The organism is Micromonospora sp. NPDC051141, from assembly GCF_044455765.1.
GTDB lineage: Bacteria > Actinomycetota > Actinomycetes > Mycobacteriales > Micromonosporaceae > Micromonospora.
In genome coordinates this window covers 142,380-169,249 of sequence record NZ_JBITFD010000001.1, presented here as the reverse complement: position 1 = coordinate 169,249, position 26,870 = coordinate 142,380, and the positions used below count along the sequence as shown (strand labels likewise).

29 protein-coding genes, 1 tRNA gene and 1 pseudogene are annotated in these 26,870 nt (G+C 72.8%); 20 read left to right on the top strand and 11 right to left on the bottom strand.

Annotated elements, in window-relative coordinates:
- Nucleotides 1-441: 441 nt before the first annotated feature.
- Complete coding sequence (gene nuoH, locus ACIA6B_RS00890; protein WP_396769626.1) at nt 442-1,404, top strand: NADH-quinone oxidoreductase subunit NuoH; 963 nt, start codon at nt 442-444, stop codon at nt 1,402-1,404.
- 212 nt (nt 1,405-1,616) lie between these two features.
- Here the strand turns inward: nuoH and ACIA6B_RS00885 are convergent, their stop codons facing one another.
- Nucleotides 1,617-2,663 (bottom strand): glutathione S-transferase family protein, encoded by a 1,047-nt coding sequence (locus tag ACIA6B_RS00885; RefSeq protein ID WP_396769624.1) that lies wholly within the window; start codon nt 2,661-2,663, stop codon nt 1,617-1,619.
- Between the two features lie 253 nt (nt 2,664-2,916).
- Between ACIA6B_RS00885 and ACIA6B_RS00880 the strand changes: the two genes are divergently transcribed.
- Nucleotides 2,917-3,339: an ester cyclase gene (locus tag ACIA6B_RS00880; protein ID WP_107157404.1), complete on the top strand. Its 423-nt coding sequence runs from the start codon at nt 2,917-2,919 to the stop codon at nt 3,337-3,339.
- Here ACIA6B_RS00880 and ACIA6B_RS00875 read toward each other — a convergent pair.
- Entirely contained in the window at nt 3,320-3,895 is a 576-nt protein-coding gene (locus tag ACIA6B_RS00875; RefSeq protein WP_396769622.1) for a Uma2 family endonuclease, read from the bottom strand. The genes ACIA6B_RS00880 and ACIA6B_RS00875 overlap by 20 nt on opposite strands.
- A 104-nt stretch (nt 3,896-3,999) precedes the next feature.
- On the opposite strand from ACIA6B_RS00875, the gene ACIA6B_RS00870 reads away from it, so the two are divergent.
- The 7 genes and pseudogenes from ACIA6B_RS00870 to htpX all read left to right on the top strand — a co-directional run bounded on the left by ACIA6B_RS00870 (nt 4,000) and on the right by htpX (nt 11,568).
- Entirely contained in the window at nt 4,000-4,590 is a 591-nt protein-coding gene (locus ACIA6B_RS00870; protein WP_107157406.1) for an NADH-quinone oxidoreductase subunit I, read from the top strand.
- Nucleotides 4,587-5,132: pseudogene (locus ACIA6B_RS00865) on the top strand (NADH-quinone oxidoreductase subunit J); the annotation flags it as partial. The gene ACIA6B_RS00870 and the pseudogene ACIA6B_RS00865, both read left to right, overlap by 4 nt.
- A 191-nt stretch (nt 5,133-5,323) precedes the next feature.
- On the top strand, nt 5,324-5,653 hold the full coding sequence (nuoK, locus tag ACIA6B_RS00860; protein ID WP_396769620.1) for an NADH-quinone oxidoreductase subunit NuoK: 330 nt from the start codon (nt 5,324-5,326) through the stop codon (nt 5,651-5,653).
- Nucleotides 5,650-7,575: an NADH-quinone oxidoreductase subunit L gene (locus ACIA6B_RS00855; RefSeq protein WP_396769618.1), complete on the top strand. Its 1,926-nt coding sequence runs from the start codon at nt 5,650-5,652 to the stop codon at nt 7,573-7,575. Before nuoK ends, ACIA6B_RS00855 begins: the two co-directional genes overlap by 4 nt.
- Complete coding sequence (locus ACIA6B_RS00850; RefSeq protein ID WP_396769616.1) at nt 7,572-9,077, top strand: NuoM family protein; 1,506 nt, start codon at nt 7,572-7,574, stop codon at nt 9,075-9,077. Before ACIA6B_RS00855 ends, ACIA6B_RS00850 begins: the two co-directional genes overlap by 4 nt.
- Nucleotides 9,074-10,540, top strand: coding sequence for an NADH-quinone oxidoreductase subunit N (locus ACIA6B_RS00845; protein ID WP_396769614.1), 1,467 nt, complete (start codon nt 9,074-9,076; stop codon nt 10,538-10,540). Before ACIA6B_RS00850 ends, ACIA6B_RS00845 begins: the two co-directional genes overlap by 4 nt.
- A gap of 149 nt (nt 10,541-10,689) precedes the next feature.
- Nucleotides 10,690-11,568, top strand: a complete 879-nt coding sequence (htpX, locus tag ACIA6B_RS00840; RefSeq protein ID WP_396769612.1) for a zinc metalloprotease HtpX — start codon at nt 10,690-10,692, stop codon at nt 11,566-11,568.
- A gap of 84 nt (nt 11,569-11,652) precedes the next feature.
- On the opposite strand, the gene ACIA6B_RS00835 is transcribed toward htpX, so the two are convergent.
- Both ACIA6B_RS00835 and ACIA6B_RS00830 read right to left on the bottom strand, forming a co-directional pair.
- Nucleotides 11,653-12,831, bottom strand: coding sequence for a hypothetical protein (locus ACIA6B_RS00835; protein WP_396769610.1), 1,179 nt, complete (start codon nt 12,829-12,831; stop codon nt 11,653-11,655).
- Nucleotides 12,832-13,029: 198 nt separating this feature from the next.
- Nucleotides 13,030-14,664 (bottom strand): hypothetical protein, encoded by a 1,635-nt coding sequence (locus ACIA6B_RS00830; RefSeq protein ID WP_396769608.1) that lies wholly within the window; start codon nt 14,662-14,664, stop codon nt 13,030-13,032.
- Between the two features lie 188 nt (nt 14,665-14,852).
- On the opposite strand from ACIA6B_RS00830, the gene ACIA6B_RS00825 reads away from it, so the two are divergent.
- Nucleotides 14,853-16,112, top strand: a complete 1,260-nt coding sequence (locus tag ACIA6B_RS00825) for an MFS transporter (protein WP_357298116.1) — start codon at nt 14,853-14,855, stop codon at nt 16,110-16,112.
- An 80-nt stretch (nt 16,113-16,192) separates the two neighbouring features.
- Here the strand turns inward: ACIA6B_RS00825 and ACIA6B_RS00820 are convergent, their stop codons facing one another.
- Complete coding sequence (locus ACIA6B_RS00820; protein ID WP_396769606.1) at nt 16,193-17,593, bottom strand: MFS transporter; 1,401 nt, start codon at nt 17,591-17,593, stop codon at nt 16,193-16,195.
- A 149-nt stretch (nt 17,594-17,742) separates the two neighbouring features.
- The gene (locus ACIA6B_RS00815; protein ID WP_396769604.1) at nt 17,743-18,567 is read right to left on the bottom strand and encodes a MarR family transcriptional regulator; all 825 of its coding nucleotides are present in this window, start codon (nt 18,565-18,567) and stop codon (nt 17,743-17,745) included.
- A 143-nt stretch (nt 18,568-18,710) separates the two neighbouring features.
- Here ACIA6B_RS00815 and ACIA6B_RS00810 point away from each other — a divergent pair, with 143 nt between their 5' ends.
- Genes ACIA6B_RS00810 through ACIA6B_RS00800 form a run of 3 tightly spaced genes read left to right on the top strand, consistent with a single transcriptional unit; the run spans nt 18,711 to nt 20,751 of the window.
- Entirely contained in the window at nt 18,711-19,364 is a 654-nt protein-coding gene (locus ACIA6B_RS00810; RefSeq protein WP_396769602.1) for a TMEM175 family protein, read from the top strand.
- Entirely contained in the window at nt 19,361-19,960 is a 600-nt protein-coding gene (locus tag ACIA6B_RS00805) for an NADPH-dependent F420 reductase (protein ID WP_396769600.1), read from the top strand. The genes ACIA6B_RS00810 and ACIA6B_RS00805 overlap by 4 nt, the downstream gene beginning before the upstream one ends.
- Nucleotides 19,961-19,980: 20 nt before the next feature.
- Nucleotides 19,981-20,751 carry a type 1 glutamine amidotransferase domain-containing protein gene (locus ACIA6B_RS00800; protein WP_396769598.1) on the top strand — a complete coding sequence of 257 codons (771 nt, stop codon included), beginning with the start codon at nt 19,981-19,983 and terminating at the stop codon, nt 20,749-20,751.
- Between the two features lie 98 nt (nt 20,752-20,849).
- On the opposite strand, the gene ACIA6B_RS00795 is transcribed toward ACIA6B_RS00800, so the two are convergent.
- Nucleotides 20,850-21,404, bottom strand: a complete 555-nt coding sequence (locus ACIA6B_RS00795; protein ID WP_396769596.1) for a hypothetical protein — start codon at nt 21,402-21,404, stop codon at nt 20,850-20,852.
- Nucleotides 21,405-21,494: 90 nt separating this feature from the next.
- Here ACIA6B_RS00795 and ACIA6B_RS00790 point away from each other — a divergent pair, with 90 nt between their 5' ends.
- On the top strand, nt 21,495-21,941 hold the full coding sequence (locus ACIA6B_RS00790; protein ID WP_396769594.1) for a MarR family winged helix-turn-helix transcriptional regulator: 447 nt from the start codon (nt 21,495-21,497) through the stop codon (nt 21,939-21,941).
- Between the two features lie 11 nt (nt 21,942-21,952).
- Here the strand turns inward: ACIA6B_RS00790 and ACIA6B_RS00785 are convergent, their stop codons facing one another.
- On the bottom strand, nt 21,953-22,447 hold the full coding sequence (locus tag ACIA6B_RS00785; RefSeq protein ID WP_396769592.1) for a YajQ family cyclic di-GMP-binding protein: 495 nt from the start codon (nt 22,445-22,447) through the stop codon (nt 21,953-21,955).
- Between the two features lie 146 nt (nt 22,448-22,593).
- Here ACIA6B_RS00785 and ACIA6B_RS00780 point away from each other — a divergent pair.
- Nucleotides 22,594-22,677, top strand: a tRNA-Tyr gene (locus tag ACIA6B_RS00780).
- A 263-nt stretch (nt 22,678-22,940) separates the two neighbouring features.
- Here ACIA6B_RS00780 and ACIA6B_RS00775 read toward each other — a convergent pair.
- From ACIA6B_RS00775 to ACIA6B_RS00765, 3 genes are all read right to left on the bottom strand, one after another.
- The gene (locus tag ACIA6B_RS00775; protein WP_396769590.1) at nt 22,941-23,465 is read right to left on the bottom strand and encodes a hypothetical protein; all 525 of its coding nucleotides are present in this window, start codon (nt 23,463-23,465) and stop codon (nt 22,941-22,943) included.
- 108 nt (nt 23,466-23,573) lie between these two features.
- Nucleotides 23,574-23,771: a DUF397 domain-containing protein gene (locus ACIA6B_RS00770; protein ID WP_396769588.1), complete on the bottom strand. Its 198-nt coding sequence runs from the start codon at nt 23,769-23,771 to the stop codon at nt 23,574-23,576.
- Complete coding sequence (locus ACIA6B_RS00765) at nt 23,764-24,642, bottom strand: helix-turn-helix domain-containing protein (RefSeq protein ID WP_396769586.1); 879 nt, start codon at nt 24,640-24,642, stop codon at nt 23,764-23,766. Before ACIA6B_RS00765 ends, ACIA6B_RS00770 begins: the two co-directional genes overlap by 8 nt.
- Nucleotides 24,643-25,051: 409 nt before the next feature.
- Here ACIA6B_RS00765 and ACIA6B_RS00760 point away from each other — a divergent pair, with 409 nt between their 5' ends.
- The 5 genes from ACIA6B_RS00760 (at nt 25,052) to ACIA6B_RS00740 (ending at nt 26,494) form a co-directional block, all read left to right on the top strand.
- Nucleotides 25,052-25,186, top strand: a complete 135-nt coding sequence (locus ACIA6B_RS00760) for a hypothetical protein (RefSeq protein WP_396769584.1) — start codon at nt 25,052-25,054, stop codon at nt 25,184-25,186.
- Nucleotides 25,183-25,509: a hypothetical protein gene (locus ACIA6B_RS00755; protein WP_396769582.1), complete on the top strand. Its 327-nt coding sequence runs from the start codon at nt 25,183-25,185 to the stop codon at nt 25,507-25,509. The genes ACIA6B_RS00760 and ACIA6B_RS00755 overlap by 4 nt, the downstream gene beginning before the upstream one ends.
- On the top strand, nt 25,509-25,673 hold the full coding sequence (locus tag ACIA6B_RS00750) for a hypothetical protein (RefSeq protein WP_396769580.1): 165 nt from the start codon (nt 25,509-25,511) through the stop codon (nt 25,671-25,673). Before ACIA6B_RS00755 ends, ACIA6B_RS00750 begins: the two co-directional genes overlap by 1 nt.
- Before the next feature lie 73 nt (nt 25,674-25,746).
- Nucleotides 25,747-25,920, top strand: a complete 174-nt coding sequence (locus tag ACIA6B_RS00745) for a hypothetical protein (protein WP_199199764.1) — start codon at nt 25,747-25,749, stop codon at nt 25,918-25,920.
- 337 nt (nt 25,921-26,257) lie between these two features.
- Nucleotides 26,258-26,494 (top strand): hypothetical protein, encoded by a 237-nt coding sequence (locus ACIA6B_RS00740; RefSeq protein WP_396769578.1) that lies wholly within the window; start codon nt 26,258-26,260, stop codon nt 26,492-26,494.
- Nucleotides 26,495-26,870 lie beyond the last annotated feature (376 nt).

The window sequence follows — 26,870 nt, the reverse complement described above, 5'->3', positions numbered from 1 at the left end:
CGGCGTGCGTCCCGCGCCCCCGGCCTCTGGTGAGCGTCCGTCGCGTCCGGGCCCGGATGAGCGCCCGGGGCCCGACGGGCGCCATGTCCCTCCGGCCTCCGACGAGCGCCCTGTCCCTCCGGCCTCAGGCGGGCGACCTGTCCCTCCGGCCTCCGGCGGGCGACCTGTCCCTCCGGCCTCCGACGAGCGTCCCGCGCCTCCGGCCTCTGCTGGGCGTGGGACGCGGTCGGGCCCCGAGGCCCGTCCCGTCCCGGGCGCGTCCCGGCCGACCGGCCCGGCCCGGCGGGAACCCGCCCCGCCGCCTGCGGAGCCCGGTCCGCTCGGGCGCCCGCTCCCGGGGGAGCGACCGACCGGCCCGGCACGGCAGGAACCGGCGGACGACCGGCCCGCCGGCCCGGCCCGGCCCGACGCGGGCTCCGGCGTCGAGGCGGGGGAGGACTGATGCCGGACTGGTTGGAGCTGGTCCTGCGGGTGGTCGGCGTGCTGGTCGCGTTCCTCACTCTGCCGCTGATCGTCGGCCAGGCCGAACACAAGGTGATGGCGCACATGCAGGGCCGGCTCGGCCCGATGTACGCGGGTGGCTTCCACGGCTGGGCGCAGCTTGTCGCGGACGGCATCAAGTTCGTGCAGAAGGAGGATGTCACCCCGCGCGAGGCGGACCGGCAGGTGTTCCGGCTGGCGCCGGCGGTGGCGCTGGTGCCGTACCTGCTGGTGCTGCTGGTCATCCCGCTCGGCCCCGCGGGCCTGGTCGCCCAGCCGCTGGACATCGGCCTGTTCTTCGTGCTCGCCGTGGTGGGCATCGGGGTGCTGGCGGTGCTCATGTCGGCCTGGGCATCGGCCAACAAGTACAGCCTGCTCGGTGGGCTGCGCGGCGCGGCCCAGTTGCTCGGTTACGAGCTGCCGCTGGTGTTGGCCGCCGCCTCGGTGGCGATGGCGGCCGGCACCCTGAGTCTGAGCGGCATCGTCGAGGCGTGGCGGCCGTGGTGGCTGCTCTGGCAGGCGCCGGCCATGGTGATCTTCTTCGTGGCCGGGCTGGCCGAGATCCGTCGCCCACCGTTCGACATGCCGGTGGCCGACTCCGAGCTGGTCTTCGGCTACATGACCGAGTACACCGGCCTGCGCTTCGCGTTCTTCCTGCTCGCCGAGTACGTCGGCATCGTGGTGATCGCGGCGCTGACCACGGTGCTCTTCCTCGGCGGCTGGCAGGGCCCGTTCGCCGACGCGCAGCTCGGCTGGCTGTGGACGCTGCTCAAGGTGTTCGCCGTGGCGTTCGTGATCATCTGGCTGCGGGTGAGCTACCCCCGGCTCCGCGAGGACCAGCTTCAACGCCTCTGCTGGCTGGTCCTGGTCCCCCTCGCGCTGGCCCAGCTCGTCCTCACCGTCGCCGTCCGCCTGGCGCTGTAGCCCCACGCCAGCGCCCGTTCGGGCCGCCCCGCGCCCGTGCGCCCCGTGCCCGCCTCGCCCCGCGCCCGTGCGCCCCGCGCCCGTGCCCGCCGCGCACTTTCACGGAAAGAGTGGCTAACGGGGCCCGAATAGCCACTCTTTCCGTGAAAGTGCAAGATCGCGGGGCGGGGCGGGGCGGGGCGGGGCGAGGCGGGTGAGGTGGGTGAGGTGGGTCAGTGGAGGGGGGTGTGGGCGGGGTCCACGCGCTCGGCGGGGGGCGGAGGTGGGGGTGGGGTGCCGTCGCCGAAGGGACGGCCGCCCAGGTCCTCGCGGCCGTGTGGGGTCAGCCAGTTCGACAGGTCCGGGCCGAGCGGCACGATGCCGGTCGGGTTGATGTCCCGGTGGACCTCGTAGTAGTGCCGCTTGATGTGGTCGAAATCGATCGTGTCGCCGAAGCCCGGTGTCTGGAACAGGTCCCGGGCGTACGCCCAGAGCACCGGCATCTCGCTCAGCTTCTGCCGGTTGCACTTGAAGTGCCCGTGGTAGACCGGGTCGAAGCGGGCCAGCGTGGTGAACAGCCGCACGTCCGCCTCGGTGATCGTGTCGCCGACCAGGTAACGCTGGCCGGTGAGCCGCTCGCTCAGCCAGTCCAGCCGGTCGAAGAGTCGGTGGTACGCCTTGTCGTACGCCTCCTGGCTGCCGGCGAAGCCGCACCGGTAGACACCGTTGTTGACGTCGGCGAAGACGACCTTGTTGACCTCGTCGATCTCGGCACGCAGCGGCTCCGGGTACAGCTCCGGCGCGCCCGGCCGGTGGTACGCGGTCCACTCGGTGGACAGGTCCAGGCTCATCTGCGCGTAGTCGTTGGTCACCACCTGGCCGGTGGGCACGTCGACAAGCGCCGGCACGGTGATGCCCCGCTCGTAGCCGGGGAAGCGGGCGAAGTAGGCGTCGGCGAGCCGCTCGATGCCGAGCACCGGGTCCTTGCCGTCGGGGTCGAGGTCGAACGTCCAGCTCCGCTTGTCGTGCGTGGGGCCGGCCACGGCCTGCGAGATGGCGTCCTCCAGCCCGAGCAGCCGGCGCACGATGATCAGTCGGTTCGCCCACGGGCAGGCCCGGCTGACCGCCAGCCGGTAGCGGCCCGGTTCCACCGGCCAGCCGTCCCGCCCGTCGGCGGTGATCCGGGTGGCGATGTATCGCTGGTCGCGGGTGAACTCGCCGCCCGGTTCCACGTACTTGCCGCCGGTCCGGTCGAGGATCTCGTCGTCGCTGCCGCCCACGCCCACCTCCCAGGTTGTCGTCGCCTCCCATCATGGTCGCTCGGACCGGCCCCGGCAGTTCGAGCGGCGGAGACGGTCGCCACGAACGTTCGACCGGCGGGGACGGTCGCCATGACCGGTCGGGCGGTGGGGACGGTCGCCCCGACCGGTCGAGCGGCGGGGACGGTCGCCACGACCGGTCGGGCGGCGGAGGCCGTCGCGCCGGCCCGTCCCGGCGGGCCGGGCGCCGCCGAGCCGGCATAGGCTGCCGGCCGTGACCGATCTGGAGGCGGCGGCCCGACGTTTCATCGCCGACGTGTGGAACGCCGGCCGCGAGGAGAGCGCGTACGAGCTGGTGGCCCCGGAGTGCCCCGGACTGGGCGGCGCCGGGCCGGCGGCGGTGCTGGCCGGGCACCGGGACCGGCGGGCGTCCTTCCCGGACCTGCGCTACAAGATCGTCGAGCTGGTGGCCGGCGACGGGCGGGTCGCGGTGCACTGGCGGGCGGCCGGCACCCAGGCCGGGCAGTTCGGCCCGGTGCCGCCGACCGGGCGGGTGGTCAGCTACTCCGGGGCCTCGTTCCTGCGCTTCGACGACGCCGGGCGGATCGTGGACGTGTGGAGCGTCAACGAGCTGTTCCAGGTGCTCCAGCAGCTTGGTGTGGAGATGTTGCCGCCGCTCACACCCGGCGGGGCGTGATCCGGCTGATCGGCAGGTTCACCGGGAACGGCTCGCCGGTGTCGACGAACTTGGTCCACCGACCGGTCTCCGTGTAGACCTCGTGCACCGGATCGATCCTGTAGGTGTGGACGACGAGGCCCTCCTCCTCGATCTCGATCCGCCAGTAGAACGGAATGCCGGCCTGCGCGTAGAGCGCTGGCTTGAGCACCCGGTCGATGGACCGCGTGCTGGGCGAGACGATCTCCACGGCGAGCACCACCTCGTGCGGCTCGTACCGGGACGGCTCGCGGGCGGCGGCTGCTGCGGTGGTGACCAGCACGTCCGGGATGAAGGAGCGGGTGCGGTTGATCCGCACGCCGACCGCCTGGGTCACGTCGTACCCGTCGGGGCAGTCCTCGTCGAGCGCGACGCCGAGCAACATCGCGATGCTCTGGTGCACCCGGGTGGGGGAGGGGGACATGAGCAGCACTCCATCGAGCAGTTCACGGCGGCGACCGTCATCCGGCAGCGCGTCCAGATCGTCGGTCGTCCACTCGCGCTCCGGCGGGTGGTCGCTCTCCAGCGCGGCGGTCATCGGTAGGCCCTTCCCGGTGTGTCGTTCTCCCCGCGCTCACGATAGCGCCGCCAAGAGTCGGGTGGTGGTCGCGCGCGCCGGGGGCACAGGGCAGGATGGGCGGCATGAGCGAGCACGGTGGAGTGCCCGGCGGCGGGCTGGTGAAGGGCCTGGCGGTCACGTTGAAGACGATGACCCGCCGGTCGACCACCCAGCAGTACCCGGACGTGGCGCCCGAGCTGCCGCCCCGCTCCCGTGGCGTGATCGCGCTGCTGGAGGAGAACTGCACGGTCTGCATGCTGTGCGCCCGGGAGTGTCCGGACTGGTGCATCTACATCGACTCGCACAAGGAGGAGGTGGCGGTGCCCGGCGCCGCCCGCCCCCGGCAGCGCAACGTGCTCGACAAGTTCGACATCGACTTCTCGCTCTGCATGTACTGCGGCATCTGCATCGAGGTCTGCCCGTTCGACGCGCTCTACTGGTCGCCCGAGTTCGAGTACGCCGAGTACGACATCAAGGACCTGTTGCACGACAAGGACCACCTGGGCGAGTGGATGGGCACCGTACCGCCGCCGCCGGCCCACGACCCGCTCGGCGACCCCTCGAAGGAGGAGACCACCGCCGCCCGCAAGGCCGCCGCGCCCGCCGCCCGTCCGGCCCCGACCCGGGTACGCTCCGACGACGCCGACTCCCCGGGCGGAGGCGCGGCCTCATGACCGGTGCGGACGTGCTGCTGCTCGCGCTCGGCGCGGTGGCGGTGGGCGCGGGCGCGCTGGTGGTGGGCACCCGCCACCTGGTCCGGGCCGGGCTGTGGCTGGTGGTGTGCCTGGGCGCGCTGGCCGGCGACTACCTGGTGCTCACCGCCGAGCTGGTGGCCTGGGTGCAGGTGCTGATCTACGTGGGCGCGGTGGTGGTGCTGCTGTTGTTCGCGGTGATGCTGACCCGGGCCCCGATCGGCCCCTCGGACGACCTGGACCGGCCCGGCTGGCCGGCCGCGCTGGTCGGCGCCGGCAGCGGCCTCGGCCTGGCCGTGCTGCTTGTCGACGCGTTCCGCTGGTCGCGGGTGGAACTGCCGGCGGCGGGGACCGCCGAGCGCCTCGGCGAGCAGGTGTTCCGGTCCTGGGTGCTGCCGTTCGAGGTGCTCTCGGTGCTGCTGCTGGCCGCGCTGGTCGGCGCGATCGTGCTCTCCCGCCCGGACATCGGCCGCCCGCCCGGGCCCGTCGACGCCGCCGACCGGACCGTGGGCACCGGGCCGACTGCGGGCACCGGGCCGACTGTGGCCACCGGCCCGACTGTGGCCACCGGGCCGACTGCGGGCACCGGGCCGACTGCGGGCACCGGCCCGACTGCGGGCACCGGTCCGGCCGGCAGTTCCGAGCCGGCCGGCAGGGCCGGTCCGGCTGCCGGCCTGGAACCGGCCGCCGCAGCCGCCGACGAGGGCGGACGCCGGTGAGGCCGGTCATCCCGTACGTCACCGCCGCGCTGCTGTTCGGCCTCGGCGTGTACGGCGTCCTGCGTCGCCGCAACGCGGTGCTGGTGCTGATGGCGGTGGAGCTGATGCTGAACGCGGTCAACCTGGTGCTGGTCACCGCGGACACCACGGTCCGGGCCGCGTTGCCGCACTCCGGGCAGGTGTTCGCGCTGTTCGTGATCGTGCTGGCCGCCGCCGAGATCGGCGTCGGGCTGGCCATCGTGCTCCAGCTCTACCGGCTGCGGGCCAGCGTCACGGTCGACGACGTCCCGCTGGCCGAGCGGTCCCCGGAAGGCGCGGCGCGATGAGCGCGCCGACGCTCTGGCTGGCGGCGGTGCTGCCGGCCGCGCCGCTGGTCGCCGGCCTGCTCGGGCTGCTGTTGCCGCCCGCGTCGCACGGGGACCGGGCGCCGGCCCGGAAGCTGGCGGTCGGGCTGGGGGTGACCGGCGCGGCGGTGGCGTTGCTGGCCGCGCTGGCGTTGCTGGTCCGCGTGGACGGGCCGGTCGAGGCGGCCACCACCTGGGTCGAGGTGGGCGGGCTGCGGGTCACGCTGGGCCTGCGGCTGGACGGCGTGGCCGTGCTGGTCGCCACCGCGGTCACCGTGGTGGCGTTGGCCGTGCAGGTCTACTCGACCGGTTACCTGCGTCGCGGGCCGCACGACGACGCCGACGTGGACCACCGCTACCCGCCGTACGCGGCGCAGCTCAGCCTCTTCACCGCCGCCATGCTGACCGTGGTGGTCTCCGGTGACCTGATCATGCTGCTGGTCGGTTGGGAGGTGATGGGCATCTGCTCGTACCTGCTCATCGCCCACGACCGGCGGCTGCCGGAGGCGCCCGGCGCGGCGGTGAAGGCGTTCCTGGTCACCCGCGTGGGTGATGTGGGCTTCCTGCTCGGCATCGCGCTGCTCGGCGTGGGCGCGGGCAGTTTCCGGATCGCCGACGTGCTGGCGCACGACTACGGCACCGGCACGCTGACCGCGGCCTGTCTGCTGCTGCTGGCCGGCGTGGCCGGCAAGAGCGCCCAGTTCCCGCTGCACACCTGGCTGCCGGACGCGATGGCCGGCCCGACGCCGGTCTCCGCGCTGATCCACGCCGCGACCATGGTGGCCGCCGGGGTCTACGCGGTGGCCCGGCTGTTCCCGCTGTTCGAACGGGCCCCGGCCGCGCTCGCCGTGCTGGGCGTGATGGCGGCGGTCACGATGCTGCTGGGCGCGTTCGCGGCCACCGCCCAGGACGACCTCAAGCGGGTGCTGGCCTGGTCGACGGTCTCCCAGATCGGGTACATGACCGGCGCGCTGGCGGTCGGCGCGCCGGCCGCCGCGCGGTTCCACCAGCTCACCCAAGCCGCGTTCAAGGCGCTGCTGTTCCTCGCCGCCGGTGCGGTGATCCACGCGGTGGGCACCACGCTGATGTCCCGGATGGGTGGCCTGCGCGCCGCCATGCCGGTCACGTTCTGGTGCATGCTGGTCGGGCTCGGCGCGCTGGCCGGGGTGCCGCCGCTGTCCGGTTTCTGGAGCAAGGACGGCGTGCTGGCCGCCGCCGAGGCCGCCGCGCTCGACGACGCCGGCCCGACCGCGCCGTGGGTGGGCTGGCTGGTCTGGCTGGCCGGGCTGCTGGGGGTGGCGGTCACCGCCTGGTACGCGACCCGCCTGCTGCTGCGCGTGTTCTTCGGCGCGACCCGTACGCCGCTGCTCCGGCCGCACGATCCGCCGGCGTCGCTGCGCCTGCCGGTGCTGTTGCTGGCGGTGCCGGCGGCGCTGCTCGGGCTGGCCGCGTTCGCGCCCTGGTTCGCCGACCGGCTGCGGGTGCCGGGTGACGCCTCCGGCGAGGCGGTCGAGCTGGTGCACCTGGCGCCGAACCTGATCCTGCCGTTCCTGCTGCTGGTGGTCGGCGCGGGCGGGGCCTGGGCCGGCTGGCGTCGGGACCCGGCCGCCGACCCGGCCCGCTTCCTGGGTCCGCTGCGGCCGGTGTTCGCCCGGGCGTTCCGGCTCGACGACGTCCAGCACGCCCTGGTCGTACGCCCGACCGGCGCGTTGGCGCGGGCCGTGCGGGCCGGCGACGAGCTGGGCGTGGACGGCCTGGTCGAGGGTGCCGGCCGGGCGGCGGTGGAGGCGGGCGGCGGGCTGGCCGCGCTGCACCGGGCGGCGCTGCCCCGCGCGGCGGCCGGCGTGCTGGCCGGCGCGTTGCTGATCGGCCTGGCGGTCGCCCTGATCGGAGTCACCTCATGACGTTCGGGCAGCTTCTGCTGGTGGCCGTGCTCGCGGTCCCGGCGCTGGGCGCGGTGGCGACCGCCGCCATGCCGGGTGACCGGGCCGGCCGGCTGGTCGGTACCGCCGCCGCCGCGTTGACGCTGCTGGCGACGCTGCCGCTGGTCGGCGGCGGGCACGGCTGGTTCGGGTACGGCCCACGCCCGGCGGTGCAGCCGTGGCACCGGCTCGACGTGCCCTGGGTGCCCGGCCTCGACCTGCGCTTCCACCTGGGCGTGGACGGCATCTCCTGGCCGCTGGTGGTGCTGACCGCGTTGCTCACGTTGCTCTGCTGCGGCTACACGGTGTGGCGGGTGCCGGCCGGCGGCGGCAGCGGGCGGGCGCTGGTGGCGTTGCTGCTGGTGGTCGAGGTGGGCATCCTCGGCACGTTCCTGGCGCTGGACCTGGTGCTGTTCTTCCTCTTCTTCGAGGTCGTCCTGCTGCCGATGTACGCGATCATCGCCGGCTGGGGCGGCGAGGACCGGCGGCGGGCGGCCCGCAAGTTCGCGCTCTACACGCTGTTCGGTTCGGTGCTGCTGCTTGTCGGCGTCTACGTCGTGGTGGCCGCCGCGGGCACCGCCGACCTGGTCACGTTGACCGGCGGCGCCGGCCTGTCGCGGAGCACCCAGCTCGCCGCGTTCACGCTGTTGGCGTTGGCGTTCGCGGTGAAGAGCCCGCTCTGGCCGCTGCACTCGTGGCTGCCCGACGCGCACACCCAGGCGCCGACCGTGGGCAGCGTGATCCTGGCCGGCGTGCTGCTGAAGATGGGCACGTACGGGCTGATCCGGGTGGCGGTGGGGGTGGCCCCGGAGGGGGCCCGCTGGGCGTCGCCGGTGCTCGGCGCGCTCGCCGTCGCGGCCATTCTGGTCGGTGGCCTGGTCTGCCTGGCGCAGGACGAGCTGAAGCGGCTGATCGCGTATTCGAGCGTGGGGCACATGGGTTTCGTGCTGCTCGGGGTGGCCACGCTCACCGCCACCGGCCTCCAGGCGGCGCTGATCGGCAACATCGCCCACGGGGTGCTCACCGGGCTGCTGTTCTTCCTGGCCGGAGCCGTCAAGGACCGGACGCACACCGGTTCGTTGGCCGAGCTGTCCGGGTTGCGGGAGACCGCGCCCCGGCTGGCCGGGCTGCTGGGCTTCGCGGCGGTCGCCTCGCTGGGGCTGCCGGGCCTGGCCGGCTTCTGGGGGGAGGCGTTCGCGGTGGTGGCGGCCGTGCGGCGGGGCGGCCCGCTGTGGTTGACGCTGGCGGTGCTGGCCGCGCTGGGCGGCGCGCTGGCCGCCGCGTACCTGTTGCGGTTGTTGCGCCGGGTCACCCACGGCCGGCCCTCCCCGGCGGTGGCCCCGCTCGGGCCGGGGCTGGCCGGCGCGGAGTTGACCGCCTGGGCGCCGCTGGTGCTGCTGGCGCTGGCGGTCGGCCTGGCCCCGGCGTTGGTCCTGTCCTACGCCTCCGGCCCGGTGGAGGCGCTGCTGGGGGTCGTGCCATGAGTCTGGTGCAGAGCGTCGACAACGTGGCGTTGCTGCCGGGCTACCTGGCCGCCGGCACCGCGATCCTGGTGCTCCTGGTGGACCTGCTGGTGGCCCGTCGGGCGGTGACGGTGACGGTGGCGGCGCTCGGCGCGGCCGGCACCGCGGTCGGTGCGGCGCTGGTCGGCGCGGCCGGCACCCGGCGCACGTTCTGCGTCGACGCGGACTGCTCCTGGGTGTGGAACGGTCGGGCCGCGTTGGCGGCGGTGGTGATCGCGCTGCTCACGCTCGGCGTGCTGGCGATCTCCGGTCCGCTGCTGCGCGCCGGGCGCACGCCGGCCGGGGAATACTGCTTCCTGCTCGCCTGCGCGATGACCGGCGGCGTGGTGCTCGGCGCGGCCGGTGACCTGATCACGTTGATCGTGGCGTTGGAGACGTTGACGCTGCCGTTGTACGTGCTGGTCGGGCTGCGCCGGGCGAGCCTTGCCGGGGCCGAGGCGGCGGTGACGTTCTTCGTGGTCAGCGTGGTCGCCACCACAATCACGCTGCTCGGCGCGGCGTTGCTCTACGCGGTCACCGGCAGCCTGCACCTGGACCGGCTCGGCGTCACCCTGGCCGCCCGGGACGACCTGACCGACCTGCCGCTGACCACTGTCGCGGTGGCGCTGGTGGTGGCCGGGCTGGCGTTCAAGGTCGCCGCGGTGCCGTTCCATGCCTGGGCGCCGGCCACCTACGACGGGGCGCCGCTGCCGGTGGCCGCGTACCTGTCGACCGCGTCGAAGCTGGGCGGTGTGGTGGCGTTGCTGGCGGTGGTGCAGCGGGCGCTGCCGGGTGGCGTGACCGGTCCGGTGCTGGCGTTGCTGGCGGTGCTGACTATGACCGTGGGCAACCTGGTGGCGCTGCGTCAGCGGCGTACCGTGCGGTTGTTGGCCTGGTCGTCGGTGGCCCAGGCGGGCTACATTCTGGCCCCGCTGGGCGCGTTGGCGCTGGCCGCCGGGCGCACCCCGGACGCCCGCGCCGGGGCGTACGCGGCAGCGGTCGCGTACGCCGTGTTCTTCGTGCTGCTGGAGTTGGCCGCGTTCGCCGCGGTGGTGGCGTTGCGGCCGGCGGACGGTGACGGCGGCACGCTCGCCGACCTGCGCGGCGCGGCGCGGCGGCACCCGTGGGTGGGTGGCGCGTTCGCGTTGGCGCTGATCGGGCTGGCCGGGCTGCCGCCGGGCCTGGCCGGGCTGTTCGCCAAGGTGACCGTGGTGCGGTCGCTGCTGGCCGGGCACGCCGGCTGGCTGGCCCTGGTGGTGGCGTTGAACGCGGTGCTGGGCCTGGCGTACTACCTGCGGGTGACGGCGTCGCTCTACGCGGTGCCGAGTGGCGTCGCCGCGGCCCGACCGGCCCGCGCGGTGGCGGTCGCGCTCGGGGTGGCCACCGTGGCGGCCGTGGTGATCGGGGTCGCACCGCAGCTCGTGCTGGACGTGGCGGCCCGCTGACCGGTTCCTGCCCGGGTGGGCGGTCGGTTCAGCGGGCGCACAGGAATCCCCAGTCAACTTTCAGCCATGAGCCGGATGGTTGACGGGTACCGGTGTGTTGAACCGGTCAGCGGGTTCCCGTGTGGTCCCGCGGCACCGAAGGAGCGATCGTGCATCACAACCGTCTCAAGACCGCAGCGCTGCTCGGCCTGTTGACCTCGCTGATCCTCGCGGTCGGCTACTGGTTCGGCGGTAGCGGCGGTCTCGTCATCGCCGTGCTCGTCTCGTTGGTGATGAACGGCGTGACCTACTTCTACTCCGACAAGCTGGCCCTGCGTTCGATGAAGGCGCAGCCGGTCAGCGAGGCCCAGTTCCCCGAGCTGTACCGCATGGTGCGGGAGTTGTCCACGCAGGCCGGCAAGCCGATGCCCCGGCTCTACGTGAGCCCGACGTCGCAGCCGAACGCGTTCGCCACCGGGCGTAACCCGGAGCACGCGGCGGTCTGCGTCACGCAGGGCATCGTGGAGATCCTGGACTACCGGGAGCTGCGCGGCGTGATCGGGCACGAGCTGTCCCACGTCTACAACCGGGACATCCTGATCTCCAGCGTGGCGGCCGGTCTGGCCGGCATCATCACCATGCTGGCGAACATCGCCTGGTTCATCCCGTTGGGCTCCTCGGACGACGAGGACGGCCCGAACCCGGCGGTGCTGCTGCTCACCCTGATTCTCGGCCCGATCGCGGCCACGGTGATCCAGTTGGCGATCAGCCGCAGCCGGGAGTACCAGGCCGACCAGTCCGGCGCGGAGCTGAGCCGCGATCCGCTGGCCCTGGCCAGTGCGCTCAAGAAGATCCACCTGGGCACGCAGGCCCGCCCGCTCGCGCCGCAGGGCCAGCTCACCAGCACCGCGCACCTGATGATCGACAACCCGTTCAAGCGGGGCGGCGGCATCGCCGCGATGTTCGCCACCCACCCGCCGATGGAGCAGCGGGTGGCCCGGCTGGAGCAGATGGCCCGCAACTCCGGGCCGGTGCAGTTCCAGCGCTGACCCGTCCGTCCGTCATCCTCCGCCCGCGTCCGGCCCGGACGCGGGCGGAGTCGCGTTCCGGCAGCCTTCCGACGGGAGCCGGCCTCAGGCCGGTTCGGGAATCCGGTCAAGCCGGGTGAACAGTCCCACGACGAGCAGCAGCAGCCCCGCCACCAGGTAGGCCGCGGCCGGACCGAACAGCGCGGCGGTGCCGCCGAGCAGGAAGATCCCGACGCCGGAGAGCATGATGTTGCCGGCCACCATGGTCGCCTCCACCTGCCCCATCCGCTCCCGGGGCGCCAACCGCGCGAACGTCGCCTGCGCGCCGATCAGCCAGCCGCCACCGGCGCCGATCAACGCGTTCGCCACGGCCAGCGCCCAGAGCGGGGCGCCGATCACCACAAGTAGGCCGGCCAGCAGGAACGCGGTGCCCAGCGCGCGGGTGGCCAGGACCTGACCGGCGACCCGGGCCAGCCAGCTCCGACGCCCGACCACCAGCACGAACACGGCCCCACCGAACGACGAGGCGGCCAGCAGCACCGGTCGCCAGCCCCCGCCGGTCAGGTCCGGGGCGAGCGTCTCCGGCAGCGCCCCGGACAGCGCGGTGGTCACGGTGAGCAGCGCGACGCCGCGCAGGACCGGATGGCCGGCGATGATCCGCAGGCCGGCGGTGGCGGGTGGCCGGGGACCCCGGTGCTCCTGCCGACCGACCGGCAGGCCGGCGAGCACCCCGGCCGCGAGCAGGAACGACACCAGGTCGATCACCAGGGCGGTCCGGGGGCCGAGCGCCACCGTCATGCTCGCGCCGGCGACCAGGCCGACCACCTGGCCGCTCTGGTTCGCGAACGCGGAGAGCCCGAACAGCGGCAACCGCAGCGGCGCGGCCACCGCCTCGGCGGTGACCGCCACGTGCACGCTCGAATACCCGGCCCGGACCGCGCCGAGCAGCCCGGCGGCCACGATCGCCGGCAACGGCTCGGGCACCACCACCGGTACGGCGATGAGCGCCGCGCCGGCCAGCGACAGCCCGACCAGCATGGTGCGCCGGGCCGGCACGTCCAGCCAGCCGCTGAACACGGTCGCGACCAGCAACGCGGGCAGCGTCCGGGCGGCGTAGACGGCGGCCGGCCCGAGCACCGAGTCGGTCTGGTCGTAGGCGAGCAGCAGCAGGGCGGCGAGCCCGACGAAGTCCCCCAGCTCGGAGATGCCCCGGGCGATCAGCAGCCGGGACGCCACCGGATGCCGGAAGAGCGCCCGGTAGCCGGGCGTCGCGGGGTCGGTCATCGGGCTGACGGGTCCGCTGTCTCGACCCGCGACGGCGCACCCGCCGTGCCGCTCATCCGACCTCCGTAGACGCCGGCGGCGACCCTGCCGCCGTTGGCATGGACTCGATTCGATGAGGAACCTACCCCGTACCGATCGGTACGGCAGCCCCTGTCCCCGGCGGAATGTGCGGCGGCGGGTCCGGCCCGGGTGTCAGCGCTACTGCCCGCAGAGCCGCGCGGTGGAGAACGGCGGGCCCGGCGTCAGCTGACCCCGCCAGACCGGGTTGATGGTGACCGCCAGCGCCGGAATCTGCCAGGCCGCGCCGAGCAGTTGCAGCGTGGGGTACTCGGACCGCCGCTGCTGGACGTCCCGGCCCTCCAGGAAGTCGATCGCCCGGTCGGTGACGTCCGGCTGGCCCAGCAGCCCGCCGTGCAGGGCGGGCACCTCGTAGACCGGGATCTGGGTGAACTGACCGGGCGGGAGTTCGGTCGCGCTGACCGTCGGCAGGAAGGCGACCATCCGGACGCCGGGGACCGGGCACATGGTCTGGAACCGGTAGAACGGGGCGTTCGCCAGCAGTGAGCGGATGAACGGCTCGTCCGGGCTGTCCCCGCCCCCGCTGGCGCGGGCCACCAGCGCGAAGATCCCGCGCAACTGCCAGCCGGGGGCGATCCCCCAGCCCGCCGCCGCGTCCTCCGGCGGATAGTAGACGCGGGCGGCGCGCACCAGCGGGCTGAACATCAGCAGCGCCTTCACCGGCGAGTCCGGGTGGTCGCGCAGGTAGGTCCGCCCCACCATCGCGCCCTCGCTCTCGCCGAGCAGCGCCACCGGCCGGCCGGTCCGGGCGTGCAACGCGTGCACCTGCCGGGCGAGCAGGGCCGCGCTCGAATCCAGCGAGCGGTGCGTGTCCTGCGGGGTGTACGGCAGCGGCCGACCGGCGGCGTCCGCACCGACGTAGGAGAACGTCTCCGCCGCCGGGTCGACGGCGGGCCGCCCGTCGTACCGCGAGTCGTGCGTTCCGATCACGATCACCGCGTACCGGACCGAGGCGGGCAGCGGCCGGTCGAGCAGCGGCGGCCGGAACGTCCTGACCTGGTGGGCCGGACGCGACGTCACCACCTGGGCCGCCAGCGGGATGGCCAGCGCGAGCACGACCACGACCGGGGCCACCGGGACCCGGGGCCAGTGGACCCGGGACGGCAGCAGCGCGGCGCGTACCGACCGGTTCCACAGCAGCCCGTTCGCGGCCCCGGCGAGCGCCGCCACCAGCAGCGTCCACCAGCCGGGCACCCGCCAGACGACCGCCCCGGCCACGGTGATCAGCACGAAGTCGAGCAGCGACCAGCCGACCAGCGCCGCCGACGGCAGCCCACGCCACCCGTGGGTGTTGACCGCCGCCCGTTGCAGGAACGGCGCGAGCAGCAGCATCGGCCCCACCGCGGCGAACACGAACCAGGAGAGCGACACCACGCCGGCGGCGACGGCGAGCGCGGCGAACGGGGTGACGATCACCGCGGTCAACGCCGCGATTCCGAGGTTGCGCCGCAGGATCCGCCGCCGGTCCGGCCGGGGCGCCTCGGCCGGCCAGGCGAGGCTCACCAGGCCGGCGGAGAGCAGCCCGCGCAGCCCGATGGCGACCACCAGGCCGAGCGCGTACTCCTGCCAGGAGTCGTGGTAGACCAGCAGCCACCGCATGTCGGTGTACGAGTCGTACGGCCAGACCGCCGAGCCCTGCGGCGAGAGGCCCTCCGCGCTGCGGAAGTCAAGCGCCAGGAACAGCACGTTCTGGAGCACCGGGACGGCCGCGGCCAGCGCGACGAGCCCGAGCAGCCTGCCCCTCGCCTTGCTCACCGCTCCTCCTCGCCCGGTCTCCCTCACCGACTCTCCGACGCGGGGTGGCCGGACGGGACGGAATGCCGGAAATCGCTGGCGCGATCCGGGTGGGCCGGGCCACTGTGAGGCAGTCGACCGTTCCACCCGCCCTCGGTCGGCGTTAGGGTCGAAGGGCTTCTGACTCGTTACATCCCTGGAGGTCGACAGTGGCCGCGCTGCGCCAGTACCTCGGCGTCTGGCGGATCCCCGGCGCGCCGATGCTGTTGATCCTCGGCATCATCGGGCGGCTCGGGATCGGCATGACCCCGCTGGCGCTGCTGCTGGTGGTCGAGCAGGTCACCGGCCGCTACTCGCTCGCCGCCGTCGCCGGTGGCATCTACGCGCTCTCCGGCGCCGCGCTCAGCCCGATCGCCGGCCGGATCGCCGACCGGGTCGGCCCCACCCCGGTGTTGCTGGCCACCGCGCTGGCCCACCCGCTGGCGCTGCTCGGGCTGCTCGGCGCCAGCCGCTCCGACGCCGGCAACCTCGCCCTGATCTACCTCGCGGCGGGCGTCGCCGGCGGCACGTACCCGCCGCTGACCGCTGCCATCCGGGGCGCCTGGAACGACCTGACCACGCCGGCCAGCGGGCGCGGGCACCTGCGCAACACCGCGCTCGCGGCCGAGACCTCCCTGTTCGAGGTCGTCTTCGTGCTCGGCCCGCTGCTGGTGGCCGGCTTCGTGCTGTTCGCCGACGCGTCCACCGCGCTGCTCGGCGCCGCCGTGGTCACCCTGGTCGGCACCGGATCGGTCGCGCTCGGCCGGGTGATGCGCGCCTGGCGCCCGCACCCGCGCGAACACCACGCCCGGGGGCTCGGCCCGCTGCGGGTCGGTGGCTTCCCCGCGCTGCTGCTCTGCGTGGCCAGCCTCGGCATCGCGTTCGGCGCGTCCGGCGTGATCGTCCCGGCCTTCGCCGGCAACAGCGGCGCCGCCGACCCGGAGAGCCTGGCCGGCGTGCTGCTCGCCGTCTGGGGCATCGGCAGCGCCGCCGGTGGCTTCACCTTCGGGGTACGCAAGCCGGCCGCCAACATGACCCGCCAGTTCGCCTGGCTGCTCGGCGCGGTGGCGGCCAGCTTCGCCGTCTTCGCGGTGATGCCCGGTCCTGCCGCGCTCGGCGTCGCGCTGGTGCTCGGCGGCGCCGCCATCGCGCCCGCGCTCACGCTGGAGAACACGCTCGTCGGGCGGATCGCCCCGGCCGGCATGCTCAACGAGGCGTACACCTGGGTGGTGACCATGTCGGTCGCGGCGAGCGCGGCCGGCGGCGCGGTCGCCGGCCTGATCGTCGACCACGCCGGCGGCGTGCCGTGGGCGTTCCTCTTCGCCGGTGCGGCCGTCGCCGTCGGGGCGGTGGTCGCCGCGCTGCCCACCGGCCCGATCGCCCGCGCCGAGGCGTCCGCGGTCCGCGCCGAGCAGTCCCTCGCCGCCTGAGCCCTTCCTGCCGTTCCCTTGCGCCGTGCCCTCGCGCCGCGAGCGGGCTCCCGCGGCGGTGTGGGTGCACTTGTTGTTGCTCAGGCGACCACAAGTGCACCCACACTGGACGCCGCCGGTGCCGCGGCGGGTGCGCCACGGGCCTGCGTTGGATGCTCTCTGGCATGGTCTGACCCACCCGAGTCGACCAAGGGGTTCGCGTCCGTCGCCGTCCGGTCGGGTAGCCGCGGTCCGGGCGGCGGCTCCAGCTCGGCCGGTGGACCGGCACCGGGCCTGCGCAGCGCGCCCACCCCGGCCGCCACCAGACCCAGCGCGACGGTCCCGACCGCGCACACCAGCAGCGTCGGCCGTGCGCCCAGCGCTGCCGTCGCCGGGCCGCCCAGCATCGTGCCCAGCGGCACCGCCAGCACCGTCACCGCGCCGTTGGCGGCCAGCACGCGGGGCAGCTCCGCCACGGCGGCCCGGCGCTGGAACAACGCGGTCGCGGTCGGCAGGTAGGGCGCCCAGACCAGACCGGCCACCGCGAACGCCGGCAACGACACGACGACCGGCGCGCCCAGACCCAACGGCAGCAGCGCCGCCCCGAACGCCACCACGATGCCGAGCAGCGTGGGCCGCAGCGGCCGGTCCCGCAGGTGACCGGTGAGCAGCCCACCGGCCAGCGACCCGACGCCGAACGCGGTGTAGTAGCCGCCCAGCGTCGCGGCGGACGCGTGCAGGTCCTCGGTCACGTGCACCGGCATGGCCACGTAGAACGGCCCGAACAGGAAGAAGAACCCGCAGCTCAACGCCAGCAGGCCGAGCAGCGACCGGTCCCGGCCGATGACCCGGAACCCGGAGGTACGCGACGGGCCGGCGCCCGCCGCCCGACCCGCGCGACGGCGTACGGCCGGGACCACGAGCCGGTAGCTGACCGCCAGCACCGCGAAACTGGCCGCGTCGATCGCGATCACCCACACCGCGCCCGTCCCGGCGATGAGCAGCCCGGCCAGCGGCGGCCCGACGATGGTGGCCGCCTGCCCGAACAGGCCGAGCAGCGCGTTGCCGGCCAGGTGGTCCCGTTCCGGCAGCAGCTCGGCGACCAGCGTGAACCGGCCGGCCGACCCCCACGGGTGCAGCAGCGACGAGGCGGCGAGCAGCGCCACGTACAGCCCGACGTCCAGCACCCCGGCGACATGCGCGACCGGGATCGCCCCCAACGCAAGCGCCCGCAGCGTCGCGTCCCAGCCGGCGAGCTGCGCCCCGCTCCGCCCGCCCAGCACGCGCCCCAACAGCACCGCGCCGGCCGCGCCCGGCAACGTGTACGCGGCCACCGCGAACGCCGTCCAGGTGCCGCGCTGCCCGACCGGCGAGAGTTCCAGCGCCAGCCACGTCACCGCGACCAGGGCCAGCCCGTCGCCGAGCGCGGAGACCGCGAGCCCGGGGAGCAGCCGGCGCAGCACGGGGTGGGCGAGGACCGGGCGGTAGGGGAGGAGCGGCATGGCTCCCACCCGACCGCACGGGGGGCCCTCATCTCAACGAAGTTGCCTCAGGGCAGAAGAACCGCGTCGTACGGGGTGACCGATGGGCCGCGAGGTGGGCGTGCGGGCCGCCTGATCGACACATGCCGCATGGAGGTGAGTCCGCAGCCTCAGCCCGACGCAAGCCGCGCCTGGTGCTGGTCGGTGCCGCGCAGGTAGCTGATGGTGACGCCGGACGTGCCGGCCAGCGCCTCGGCGAGGGTGACGCAGGAGCGCAGTTCCGTGCCGTCGACGCTGGTGAGCAGGTCACCCGGGCGTAGGCCGGCGGTGTCGGCGCGGCTCTGCGGGGTGACGTCGGTGATCAGCAGGCCGGGCGTGTCGGGCAATCCGACGGCGCTACGCATCCGCCGGGCGAGATGGGCCGGGGCGAGCGTCATGCCGAGCGGGCTGGTCGAACTCTGGTGCTCGAAGCCGACGAGCAGCTTCCGCAACAGGTCGGCCAGTTGCTGCTGCTCGGGCGCGGTGAGCGCGGAGAGCAGCACCTCCTCGTTGGCGAGGTGGACCGGGGCGATGTCGTCGAACAGCGCCACGCCGCGTTCGGTGAGGGTCACGACGGTGCCCCGGGCGTCCTCCGGACTGGGCCGGCGGTCGACGATGCCCTTCTTGACGAGGCGGGTGAGCCGGACGCTGACCGTGCCGCTGGTCAGGCCGAGCCGGTTCATGAGCACGCTCTGCGGAAGCGTGTACGGGACGCCGGCGCGGCGCAGGGCGGCGATGACGGTGAAGTCGGCGGCCGACAGGTCGTAGCGGGCGAACACTGTCGACAGTTCCTCGTCGAAGCGGGTCCGGAGCCGGTTGAGCCGGGTGACGACCCCGATCGGTGTGACCGGAAGGTCGGGGCGCTCGGTGGCCCACTCGGCGAGGATCCGGTCGACGGAGTCCGGCACGGCCGGGCGGGGTGGCGTCCGGTCGGTGGGCGGGCTCTTGCGGGGCACCCGGTCAGCCTAGTAAACCGCTCGAACTCAAGCAATTGCGATAAGTAGATCGGATGCATTGCTTGCATTCAAGCAATGTGCTCATGCATAGTGGCCGAGGCGAGTGGCGGCGTGTGGAGCGTCGCAGCCGGGGAGGAACGACCGTGAGAGACGGAGTTGTCGGCACCGACGGTGCCGGCCATCAGGTGTCCGGGGGGCCGGGCGGCGCGCGGGTCGAGGCGTTCAGCGACGCCATCATCGCCATCGCCGCCACGCTGCTCGTCATCGAGTTGGCCGTGCCCGCGGCCGGGGCCGACGTGGGGCACGCACTGCGCGAGGAGGTGCCGGCGTTCCTCACCTACGCCGTCAGCTTCCTCACCATCCTGATCTTCTGGGTCAACCACCACGCGCTGTTCGGGTTGATCCGGCAGGTGGACCGACCGCTGCTGTTTCTCAACGGTCTCGTGCTGCTGGGCATCAGCTTCATCAGCTATCCGACGGCGACGCTGGGACGGGCGCTGCAGGGAGGCGTGCACGACCGGGCCGCCGCCGTCTTCTACGCGGCGGTGCTGTGCGGAACCGCGTCGGCGTTCACCGGCATCTGGTGCTACCTGCGGGCCCGACCCCACCTCCTGCGCGAGGCGGCCCGCGGCGGCGTCCGGGGAGCGCTGCGGCGCAGTCTCGCCGGCCCGACGGCGTACGCGATCGCGATCGTGGTGGGCGCGGTGCACGCCGCCGCCGGCCTCGGGGTCTGCGCGCTGGTGGCGGCCTACTTCACGCTGGCACCGCGCGGGCTCGGTCGGGGAGGCGCGGCGTGAGGCTCGCGGTGGTCGGCGCCGGTGGAGTAGGCCGAGCCGTCGGCGCGGCCTGGCGGACGGCCGGGCACGACGTCACCTTCGGGGTACGCGAACTCGACCGGCACCGCGACCTGCCCGGTGTGGCGCCGATCGAGGCGGCTGTGGACGGGGCGGCGGCCGTGCTCGTCGCCGTGCCGGGCGCGGCCCTGGCGGACCTGCTCGACACCCACGCCGGCAGCCTCGACGGCCACCTGCTCGTCGACGCGACGAACGTCCTCGGCGGGACGACGATGCACCAGCTCCCGCTCCTGCTGGCCCGGGTGCCACGCGCCCGCGTCTTCCGTGCCTTCTGCACGGTCGGCGTCGAGGTCATGGCCGAACCGGTCATCGACGGGGCCCGCGCCGACCTGGTGTTCTGCGGCCCCGACGGGCCGGACCGGGTCCGGGTGACGGACCTGATCACCGATGTCGGTCTCCGACCGATCCACCTGGGCGGGCTCGACGCGGCCGACCTGGTCGACGGCGTCACCCGCCTCTGGTTCGCCCTGGCCTTCCGCCAGGGCCTCGGCCGACACCACGGCATCCGGGTGTTGGCCGATCCCGGACGCCCCTCGTGAGAAAGACGGAAAGGAACAGCATGAGCCACAAGGATTTGAACCCGGTCAGCGCCGAGCGGCCGAAGCGCGTCGCGATCGTCATCTCGAACCCGGCCGTGTCCACCACGACCGGTTGGCCGGTCGGCTTCTGGTGGAGCGAACTCACCCACCCCTACTTCCACATGACCGAACTGGGTTACCGGGTGGACATCTTCAGCCCGGACGGTGGCCCGTGCGTGGCCGACGCGATGAGCGACCCCGAGGACGCCAGCCGGTGGCAGGCCGAGGACGTGATCAGCCGCGGCTACCGGCACGACCCGGAGTTCGTCAAGCTCGTCGAGAACACCCGGCCGGTCGGCGACATCTCGGTGGACGACTACGACGCGCTCGTCGTCGCCGGCGGCCAGGGGCCGATGTTCACGTTCGACACGGCCGAGGGCCTGCACCGCACGTTCGCCGAGTTCTTCGAGGCCGGCAAGGTGACGGCCGCGCTGTGCCACGGCACGGCGATCCTGCGGTACGCCCGGTTGTCCAACGGGGAGCCGCTGGTGAAGGGCCGGACGGTGACCGGGTTCGCCAACGTCGAGGAGGACTTCGCGGACCAGGCGGTGTGGGACGCCGGCGGATTGCCGCGGGGCACGCACGTCATGCCGTGGCGGATCGAGGACGAGCTGCGCCGGCTCGGGGCGAACTTCATCCAGGCCGGGCTGTGGAAGGGCTTCGCGATCCGGGACGGCAACCTCGTCACCGGTCAGCAGAACTTCAGCGGCTCCGAGACCGCCAAGGTGATCATCGAGGCGCTGGGTCGGTGATCCGTCGGTCGTCCCGCGCGGTGCGACCACGCGCGGGACCACGGCGACCGCGGTCGGGACGGCGAGTCGGTCCCGGGGGAGAGCGTCCGGTTCCGTGGTCAGCCGACCGCGACGCGGGCGACCGGCCCGGTGGGGGTGACCGGGCCCTGGTCTGCGACCCGGGCACGCCAGGACAGCAGCAGCGTCAACGCGACGGCCACCGCGACGATCGCCAGCCCGTTGATACCGGCCCAGAGTGTCGCCAGCTCCCGCAGCGTCGCGGCGTCCTCGGCCGGGTCGCGGAAGCGCGGGTTCACCGAGGAGATCAGCACCGCCTTCGCCGCCACCGCGACGGCCAGCGCGGCCAGGGCGAGCCGCAGCCGACGGACCACCCAGCCCGGTGCGCCACGGGTGGCGAGCCGGTGCGCGAGCACCGCGACGAGGACCACCCCGAGTGGCGCCCAGGGCAGGTAGTAGTACATCGGGCTGCCGGCGTCGAGGGCACCCACCGCCTCGCCGGGCTGCGGCCGGGCGAGGACGGCGACGTTGCTGACCAGCTCCTCGTAGAGATTGCCGAAGAGCTGCACGGCGAGGCAGAGCGCCGCCGCCAGGGTGAGCGTCCGGGTGGACCGGAGCAGCGCGACTCCGGTCGCGCCCGAGGTAGTCGTGGACATGGAACCTCCCAAGAATCAGTTGCCTGATACTCACGGTATCAGGCAACTGATTCTCGCTGCCACGTCAGCCGCGCTCGGTACGGTGAAGCCGTGACGAGCCGTACGCCCGGGCTACCGCCCGACGAGTTCCTGGAGTACCGCCTGGTCCGGTTGGCCGGCCGGCTGGAACGCCGCTTCGCCTCGGCGCTCGCCCCGACCGGGCTCTCACCCCGCCAGTTCAGCGTGCTGGCGGTCCTCACCGAATCGCCCGGCGTGACCTCTGCCGACCTCGCGCGAGCCGTGCTGACCACACCGCAGAGCATGGGCCCACTGCTGGACCAGATGGAGGCCCGAGGGTTGGTCGAGCGGACCGCCGGCCGTGGTCGGGGCCGAGCCGCGCCGATCCGGGTGACCGAGACCGGAGCGGCGCTGCTGCGCGAGGCGGCCCGGTTGGTCGACGCGCTCGACGACTCCACCCGGCGGCGGCTCGGCGAACGGGACCACCGGGAGCTGAGCCGCCTCCTGGCGATCCTGGCCGAGCACGTCGGCAACGACTGACGCCGGCTCCCCTAGCGGTAGTTGGTGAACTGGAGCGCCACCCCGAAGTCCTCGCCCTTGAGCAGCGAGATGACGGCCTGAAGGTCGTCCTTCTTCTTGCCGGTGACGCGGAGCTGGTCACCCTGGATCTGCGCCTGCACGCCCTTCGGGCCCTCGTCGCGGATCTTCTTGCTGATCGCCTTGGCCTTCTCCGTGTCGATGCCCTGGATCACCTTGGCGTCGATCTTGAAGATCTTGCCGGACGACCGGGGGTCGCCCGCGTCCAGCGACTTCATCGAGATGTTCCGCTTGATCAGCTTCTCCTTGAAGACGTCCAGCGCGGCGCGCACCCGCTCCTCGGTCTCCGCCTGGAGGCTGATCGCCTCCTCGCCCGACCAGGCGATCTCGGCCCCGGTCCCGCGGAAGTCGAACCGCGTCGCGAGCTCCTTCTCCGCCTGGCGGAGGGCGTTGTCGACCTCCTGGCGGTCAACCTTGCTCACGATGTCGAACGACGGGTTCGCTGCCATGATCATGCTCCTGCTGTCCGGCGGTGTGTCCTGATCCGTCCCGCGCTGACCAGCGTGGGACCCCCTGACGGTACCCCGTTGCGCAGGGGCCGGGGACAACCGCTATCCTTGCTTCCGCTGCCGCGTCACGACGCGGTGGGTGCCCTGGCGGGTTGCCCGAGCGGCCAATGGGAGCGGACTGTAAATCCGTCGCGAAAGCTTCAGAGGTTCGAATCCTCTACCCGCCACCAGGTGCACCAACGGCCCCTGAACAGCAGGAATGCTGATCGGGGGTCGTTGTCGTTTGTCTGGGGAGTCCGGCTGGGTCCAGCCGTCTACGACTGGTGGTGGGCGGGTCGATCTTGCCCACTGAGGCTCTTCTCGGGCTGCGAACGTTGTGGTTGGTCGGCCACGGCGTCGCCGTCCTGCTTAGGGTCTACGCCAACTGCATCATCGGGGGAGGCGACACCATGAATGACAAGATCGGCGATGCCCTCGGACAAGCGTGCATGCCTCACTCGTGCTCGGCTGTGGTGCCGGCGACCAGGCGTCCAGCCTCGGCGATCACGCCCGCGTCGACCTTCGCAGCCGCTGCCGCTGGATACTCCTGCCCGTCGTAGATGACGGCCTCGACATACTCGTATGTGTTGTCGAGGTTGATGAGTTCATCGGCCAGGGGCGTGCCATCTCTGGTGATACACCTGTATGCCCATACCGTGAGGTCGCGGGGCGTGATGATTCGGGCGAGCAGCCGGCGGGCCATGATCCGGACGGCTTCGTCCTCGCCCTCTCGGCTTCCCTGCCGGTAGTAGGTCAGGGAGAGTTCCGCAAGAGCGTCTCCGAGCCAGCGGCGCAGCTCGTCACTATCACCGCCTTGGGTAGAGGAGATGCCGGCCAGGATCCGAAGGGACGGACTGTCTACGCCTGCCACAAGGCAGTCGCAGGCAGCCTCGATCACGTCGGCCGGGGTGCCCGATCCGACGCTCCAGAGGACGGCGACCTCTTGGAGGCGAGTGAGTGCGTCTTGACTGAGCATCATGGCCTGCGTGGTATCCGTGTGACCGCGCCGGGCGGCTGGTGTTGAAAAAGAGCCTGGGAGCCGAAAGAGAGCCTGCCTTACTGGCAAGCCCTTCTCGGATGTCGAAGCTCAGGTGCGGGCTCCGCCCCTGACGAACTCGACGAAGGAAGCCCACTGGGCCGAGTTGAACGTCAGCGACGGACCGGCGACGTCCTTGCCGTCCCGCACGCCCACGACGTCCGGAAGATTGTCGGCAACCTCGACACAGTTGCCCTCATTGCCGCTGTAGCTGCTCTTGCGCCAGTGGACCGTGGTCAGCTCAGTCATCGTAGGTCTCCTTGATCACGGCGCCCACCAGATCCTCGGAGGCGCGTTCGTCCAGGGCAAGGCTCCAAAGAGTCTCCCAAGCCGACGTGTAAGTCTCTACCTCACTCCTCCGATCGAGGTAGATGCTGCCGGTCATCGACTCGCTGTAGACCGTGGTCGGCTCGGCAGGCCGGGTGCCCTTCGCGGGAAAGTCGAGCAGCACGAAGTTACCGGCGACGGATGCTCGGTGTGGGCCGATGTTCCTCGGCAGCACGCGGACCCGGATGTTCGTTGCCTGAGCCGCGTTGACCAGGTAGGCCAACTGCGCCCGCCAAGCTTCCACGTCACCGATCGGCCGATGTAGGACCGCTTCGTCGACGATCGTTTCGAAGAGAGGCGCTGCCGGACTCCTTCTAGCGAGGAGCTTCTGCCGCTCCATCCGGAGGGCGACCTTTTGGGCCACCTCCTGTGGCATGCGACCGGGTTTCGTCTCGAAGACCGCTGACATGTAATCCGGGGTCTGAAGCAGCCCCGGGATCAGGTTCGGCTCGTACTGCCGGATGTGGCAAGCGGCGGCCTCCAACCCGACGTAAAGCTCGAACCAGGCGGGGATCGCATCGCCGTAGGCGTGCCACCAGCCCCGGCTCTTGCTCTCGCGGGCGAGCGAGACGAGGACTTCGGTCAGGTCCGTCGAGGTGCCGTAGAGCTGGCACATGAGGTTCACGTCGTGGGTGCGGAGCGAGGTGTGGCCGGCCTCCAGCCGGTACATCTTCGCCCGTGACCACTCCAGCGTCTTCGCGGCGGCCTCCAGGTTGATGCCGGCTTCCTCGCGCGCCTGCCGAAGCAGCCGACCGAGTTGTCGACGCGGGACGGAAGATCCCGTCTCGGCCATCTGATCCCCAATCTCACCTCAACCGCCTATGTGTCTCACTTCAGCCACCCTGCCCGCCCGGATGGCACGACGTCAATCTCGATGTCTGAAACCCGCGATGAGATGTTGCAGTGACCGTGCCGCTACGCCACGTTGGCAGCCGAAGGGGTCGGTTGACGATTCGCCGGAGGTGCGCGATGCCCCGCTGGAAGTGGTTCCACCGCAGCAACGAGCCGGTCGATCTGGTGCAGTGGCCGACCAGCAGCGAGCGCCCTGGCGAAACCGGGAAGCGGAACGACGGCGCCAACGTCCTGCCGTTGGTCCGCTCTCCAGCGACCCGGGCCGCTCAGGCGCGAACAGAAGATGGCGGGAAGCGTCGTCACGGTGGCGAGCCGTGAGGCCGGAGCGGAGACCGGACACGCCCCTCATCGTGGCGGTGTCCTGGGCCGTCATCGACTACCACGTGGCGTACACCTGCCCGCGTTGCCGGCCGTACGGATGGTGTCCCCGGGTGGTCGTTGCCCGCGCCCGCATCCGCGCCTGGCGCAAGGTCTGTGAACAGTGACGGAGCTGAAGCCCGGCGTGCTGCTCCTCGTCGGCGGGGCGGCCGGCGTGCAGTTCGCGAGGCCGTTCCACTTCCGGCTGATCCGCGTCCTCGACTGGAGCACCTACGACGGCTGGACGTGGCTGGACGGCTACCAGCTCGACGAGCAGGGCGACGCCGTGGCGCGGCGGTCGATCTTCGTCAAGCAGTGCGGGTTGAGACCGGGCTCCATCTCCTCTCCGCAGGGCAGTCCGACTGCCCGACGTGCGCTGGCGATGAGGCCGGTTCCGGCCAGTCGCCCTCACCGCACGGCGCGGGAACGAACGGGAAGGAGGACGGGCTGATGGTGCGTAGCTGGCGGGACACCCGCTCCCGGATGAACCTCGACGAGGCCCGGGTTGTCGTGCACCGGGAGCGGCTGCTCGCCGAGGTCAGGGCGTCGCGTCCGGAGTCACCGCCCCATCCGGTCGACCACTCCCATGGGTCGGATCGGGAGGACCCGCGATGACCGCTGACCGCACGCCGGAGTTGGCCGACGTGGCCGCCGATCGTTTGTGCCGCCGGTTCCCGGGCTGGGCGCGGTGAGCATCCTTCGGGCCGGCGACGAGAAGTTCCACTACAGCGATGGCTCGCACCGGTGGATCCCGCCGGACCCTGACTACGACCAGGAGGTCTGGGACGAGCAGGTGCGCCAGCACAAGCAGGGCCACCTGCGGAACGAGCGTCCGACCGTCCGCATCCAGCGCTTGGTCTGAGCGCCGCCGCTCACGGTTCTACGGACCCCCGGCGTTCCACCCGCCGGCCGGGTCGCCATCGGGTGGAACGCTATGGCTGTCTCCGGCGCCCTGATGCACCCACAGCGTTCCACTTGCGGGCGTCTGGGAGCGCGACTGGAACGCCATGGGTGATCTGACGAGAAGTCCCTTGCAGTGACGGCCCGCCGGACCCGGACTGCGACCAGGAGGTCTGGGACGAGCAGGTGCGCCAGCACAAGCAGGGCCACCTGAGGAACGAGCGTCCGACCGTCCGCATCCAGCGCTTGGTCTGAGCGCCGCCGCGCCGCGTACAAGAAAAAGGTCGTACCGTGCGGTCATGCTCTATGTCGGCCTGCTCGGCTGGGTGCTGATCGACGTGCTGGCCCTCGCTGCGGTCGTCGCCGTCGTCTGCCTCGCGCGGTGGTTGTGGCGGTCGACGCGACGCGGCGCGGCGGCGTTGCCGGGCCGACTCCGGGCGTTGCCCGGCCGGCTGCGGGCGCTCACGGAGGAGCCGCCGCCGGGGCCCGCGTTCAACGACGCCCGGGACGTGTGGCCGATGCCGGTGGACGACTGAGGCGGAACCGGCAGGTGAGGGGATGTGTCGGTGATTCGCCAGCGATTGACCCGTATCGCCCTCTGGTGCTGCGGCGAGTTATAGGTATGGTGGTCTATGCCCAGGGTCGTCCGAGCCACGGGGATGGGGAGTGCGGCCGGGCGCAGCGGCCCGATCGCTCCGAGGCCGCCTAGATCAGTTCGCGCTGAAGGTCGGAATACGCAATGGACGGACGGCCGCGGGGCCCCTGAGCCCGCTGATCTGGCTTCGCGTCCCTCTGGCACCGGGCCGATCGGCGAAACCTTTTCGACGGTCGGATCGGGCCTGTTCCCACCGCTTTCCTGCGTGCGGGCCCTGTGGCACGATCGTGGAACCTCCACCATCCCCGGTGTCCCAT

What these genes read in the sequence shown, in the direction of transcription:
- ACIA6B_RS00750 (WP_396769580.1), top strand. Translation starts at nt 25,509, where the DNA reads ATGGTGCGTAGCTGGCGGGACACCCGCTCCCGGATGAACCTCGACGAG.
- ACIA6B_RS00740 (WP_396769578.1), top strand. Translation starts at nt 26,258, where the DNA reads ATGCTCTATGTCGGCCTGCTCGGCTGGGTGCTGATCGACGTGCTGGCC.
- ACIA6B_RS00835 (WP_396769610.1), bottom strand. Translation starts at nt 12,831, where the DNA reads ATGACCGACCCCGCGACGCCCGGCTACCGGGCGCTCTTCCGGCATCCG.
- ACIA6B_RS00850 (WP_396769616.1), top strand. Translation starts at nt 7,572, where the DNA reads ATGACGTTCGGGCAGCTTCTGCTGGTGGCCGTGCTCGCGGTCCCGGCG.
- ACIA6B_RS00775 (WP_396769590.1), bottom strand. Translation starts at nt 23,465, where the DNA reads ATGATGCTCAGTCAAGACGCACTCACTCGCCTCCAAGAGGTCGCCGTC.
- ACIA6B_RS00875 (WP_396769622.1), bottom strand. Translation starts at nt 3,895, where the DNA reads ATGACCGCCGCGCTGGAGAGCGACCACCCGCCGGAGCGCGAGTGGACG.
- ACIA6B_RS00845 (WP_396769614.1), top strand. Translation starts at nt 9,074, where the DNA reads ATGAGTCTGGTGCAGAGCGTCGACAACGTGGCGTTGCTGCCGGGCTAC.
- ACIA6B_RS00820 (WP_396769606.1), bottom strand. Translation starts at nt 17,593, where the DNA reads ATGCCGCTCCTCCCCTACCGCCCGGTCCTCGCCCACCCCGTGCTGCGC.
- ACIA6B_RS00795 (WP_396769596.1), bottom strand. Translation starts at nt 21,404, where the DNA reads ATGTCCACGACTACCTCGGGCGCGACCGGAGTCGCGCTGCTCCGGTCC.
- nuoH (WP_396769626.1), top strand. Translation starts at nt 442, where the DNA reads ATGCCGGACTGGTTGGAGCTGGTCCTGCGGGTGGTCGGCGTGCTGGTC.
- ACIA6B_RS00870 (WP_107157406.1), top strand. Translation starts at nt 4,000, where the DNA reads ATGAGCGAGCACGGTGGAGTGCCCGGCGGCGGGCTGGTGAAGGGCCTG.
- ACIA6B_RS00770 (WP_396769588.1), bottom strand. Translation starts at nt 23,771, where the DNA reads ATGACTGAGCTGACCACGGTCCACTGGCGCAAGAGCAGCTACAGCGGC.
- ACIA6B_RS00800 (WP_396769598.1), top strand. Translation starts at nt 19,981, where the DNA reads ATGAGCCACAAGGATTTGAACCCGGTCAGCGCCGAGCGGCCGAAGCGC.
- ACIA6B_RS00855 (WP_396769618.1), top strand. Translation starts at nt 5,650, where the DNA reads ATGAGCGCGCCGACGCTCTGGCTGGCGGCGGTGCTGCCGGCCGCGCCG.
- ACIA6B_RS00765 (WP_396769586.1), bottom strand. Translation starts at nt 24,642, where the DNA reads ATGGCCGAGACGGGATCTTCCGTCCCGCGTCGACAACTCGGTCGGCTG.
- ACIA6B_RS00785 (WP_396769592.1), bottom strand. Translation starts at nt 22,447, where the DNA reads ATGGCAGCGAACCCGTCGTTCGACATCGTGAGCAAGGTTGACCGCCAG.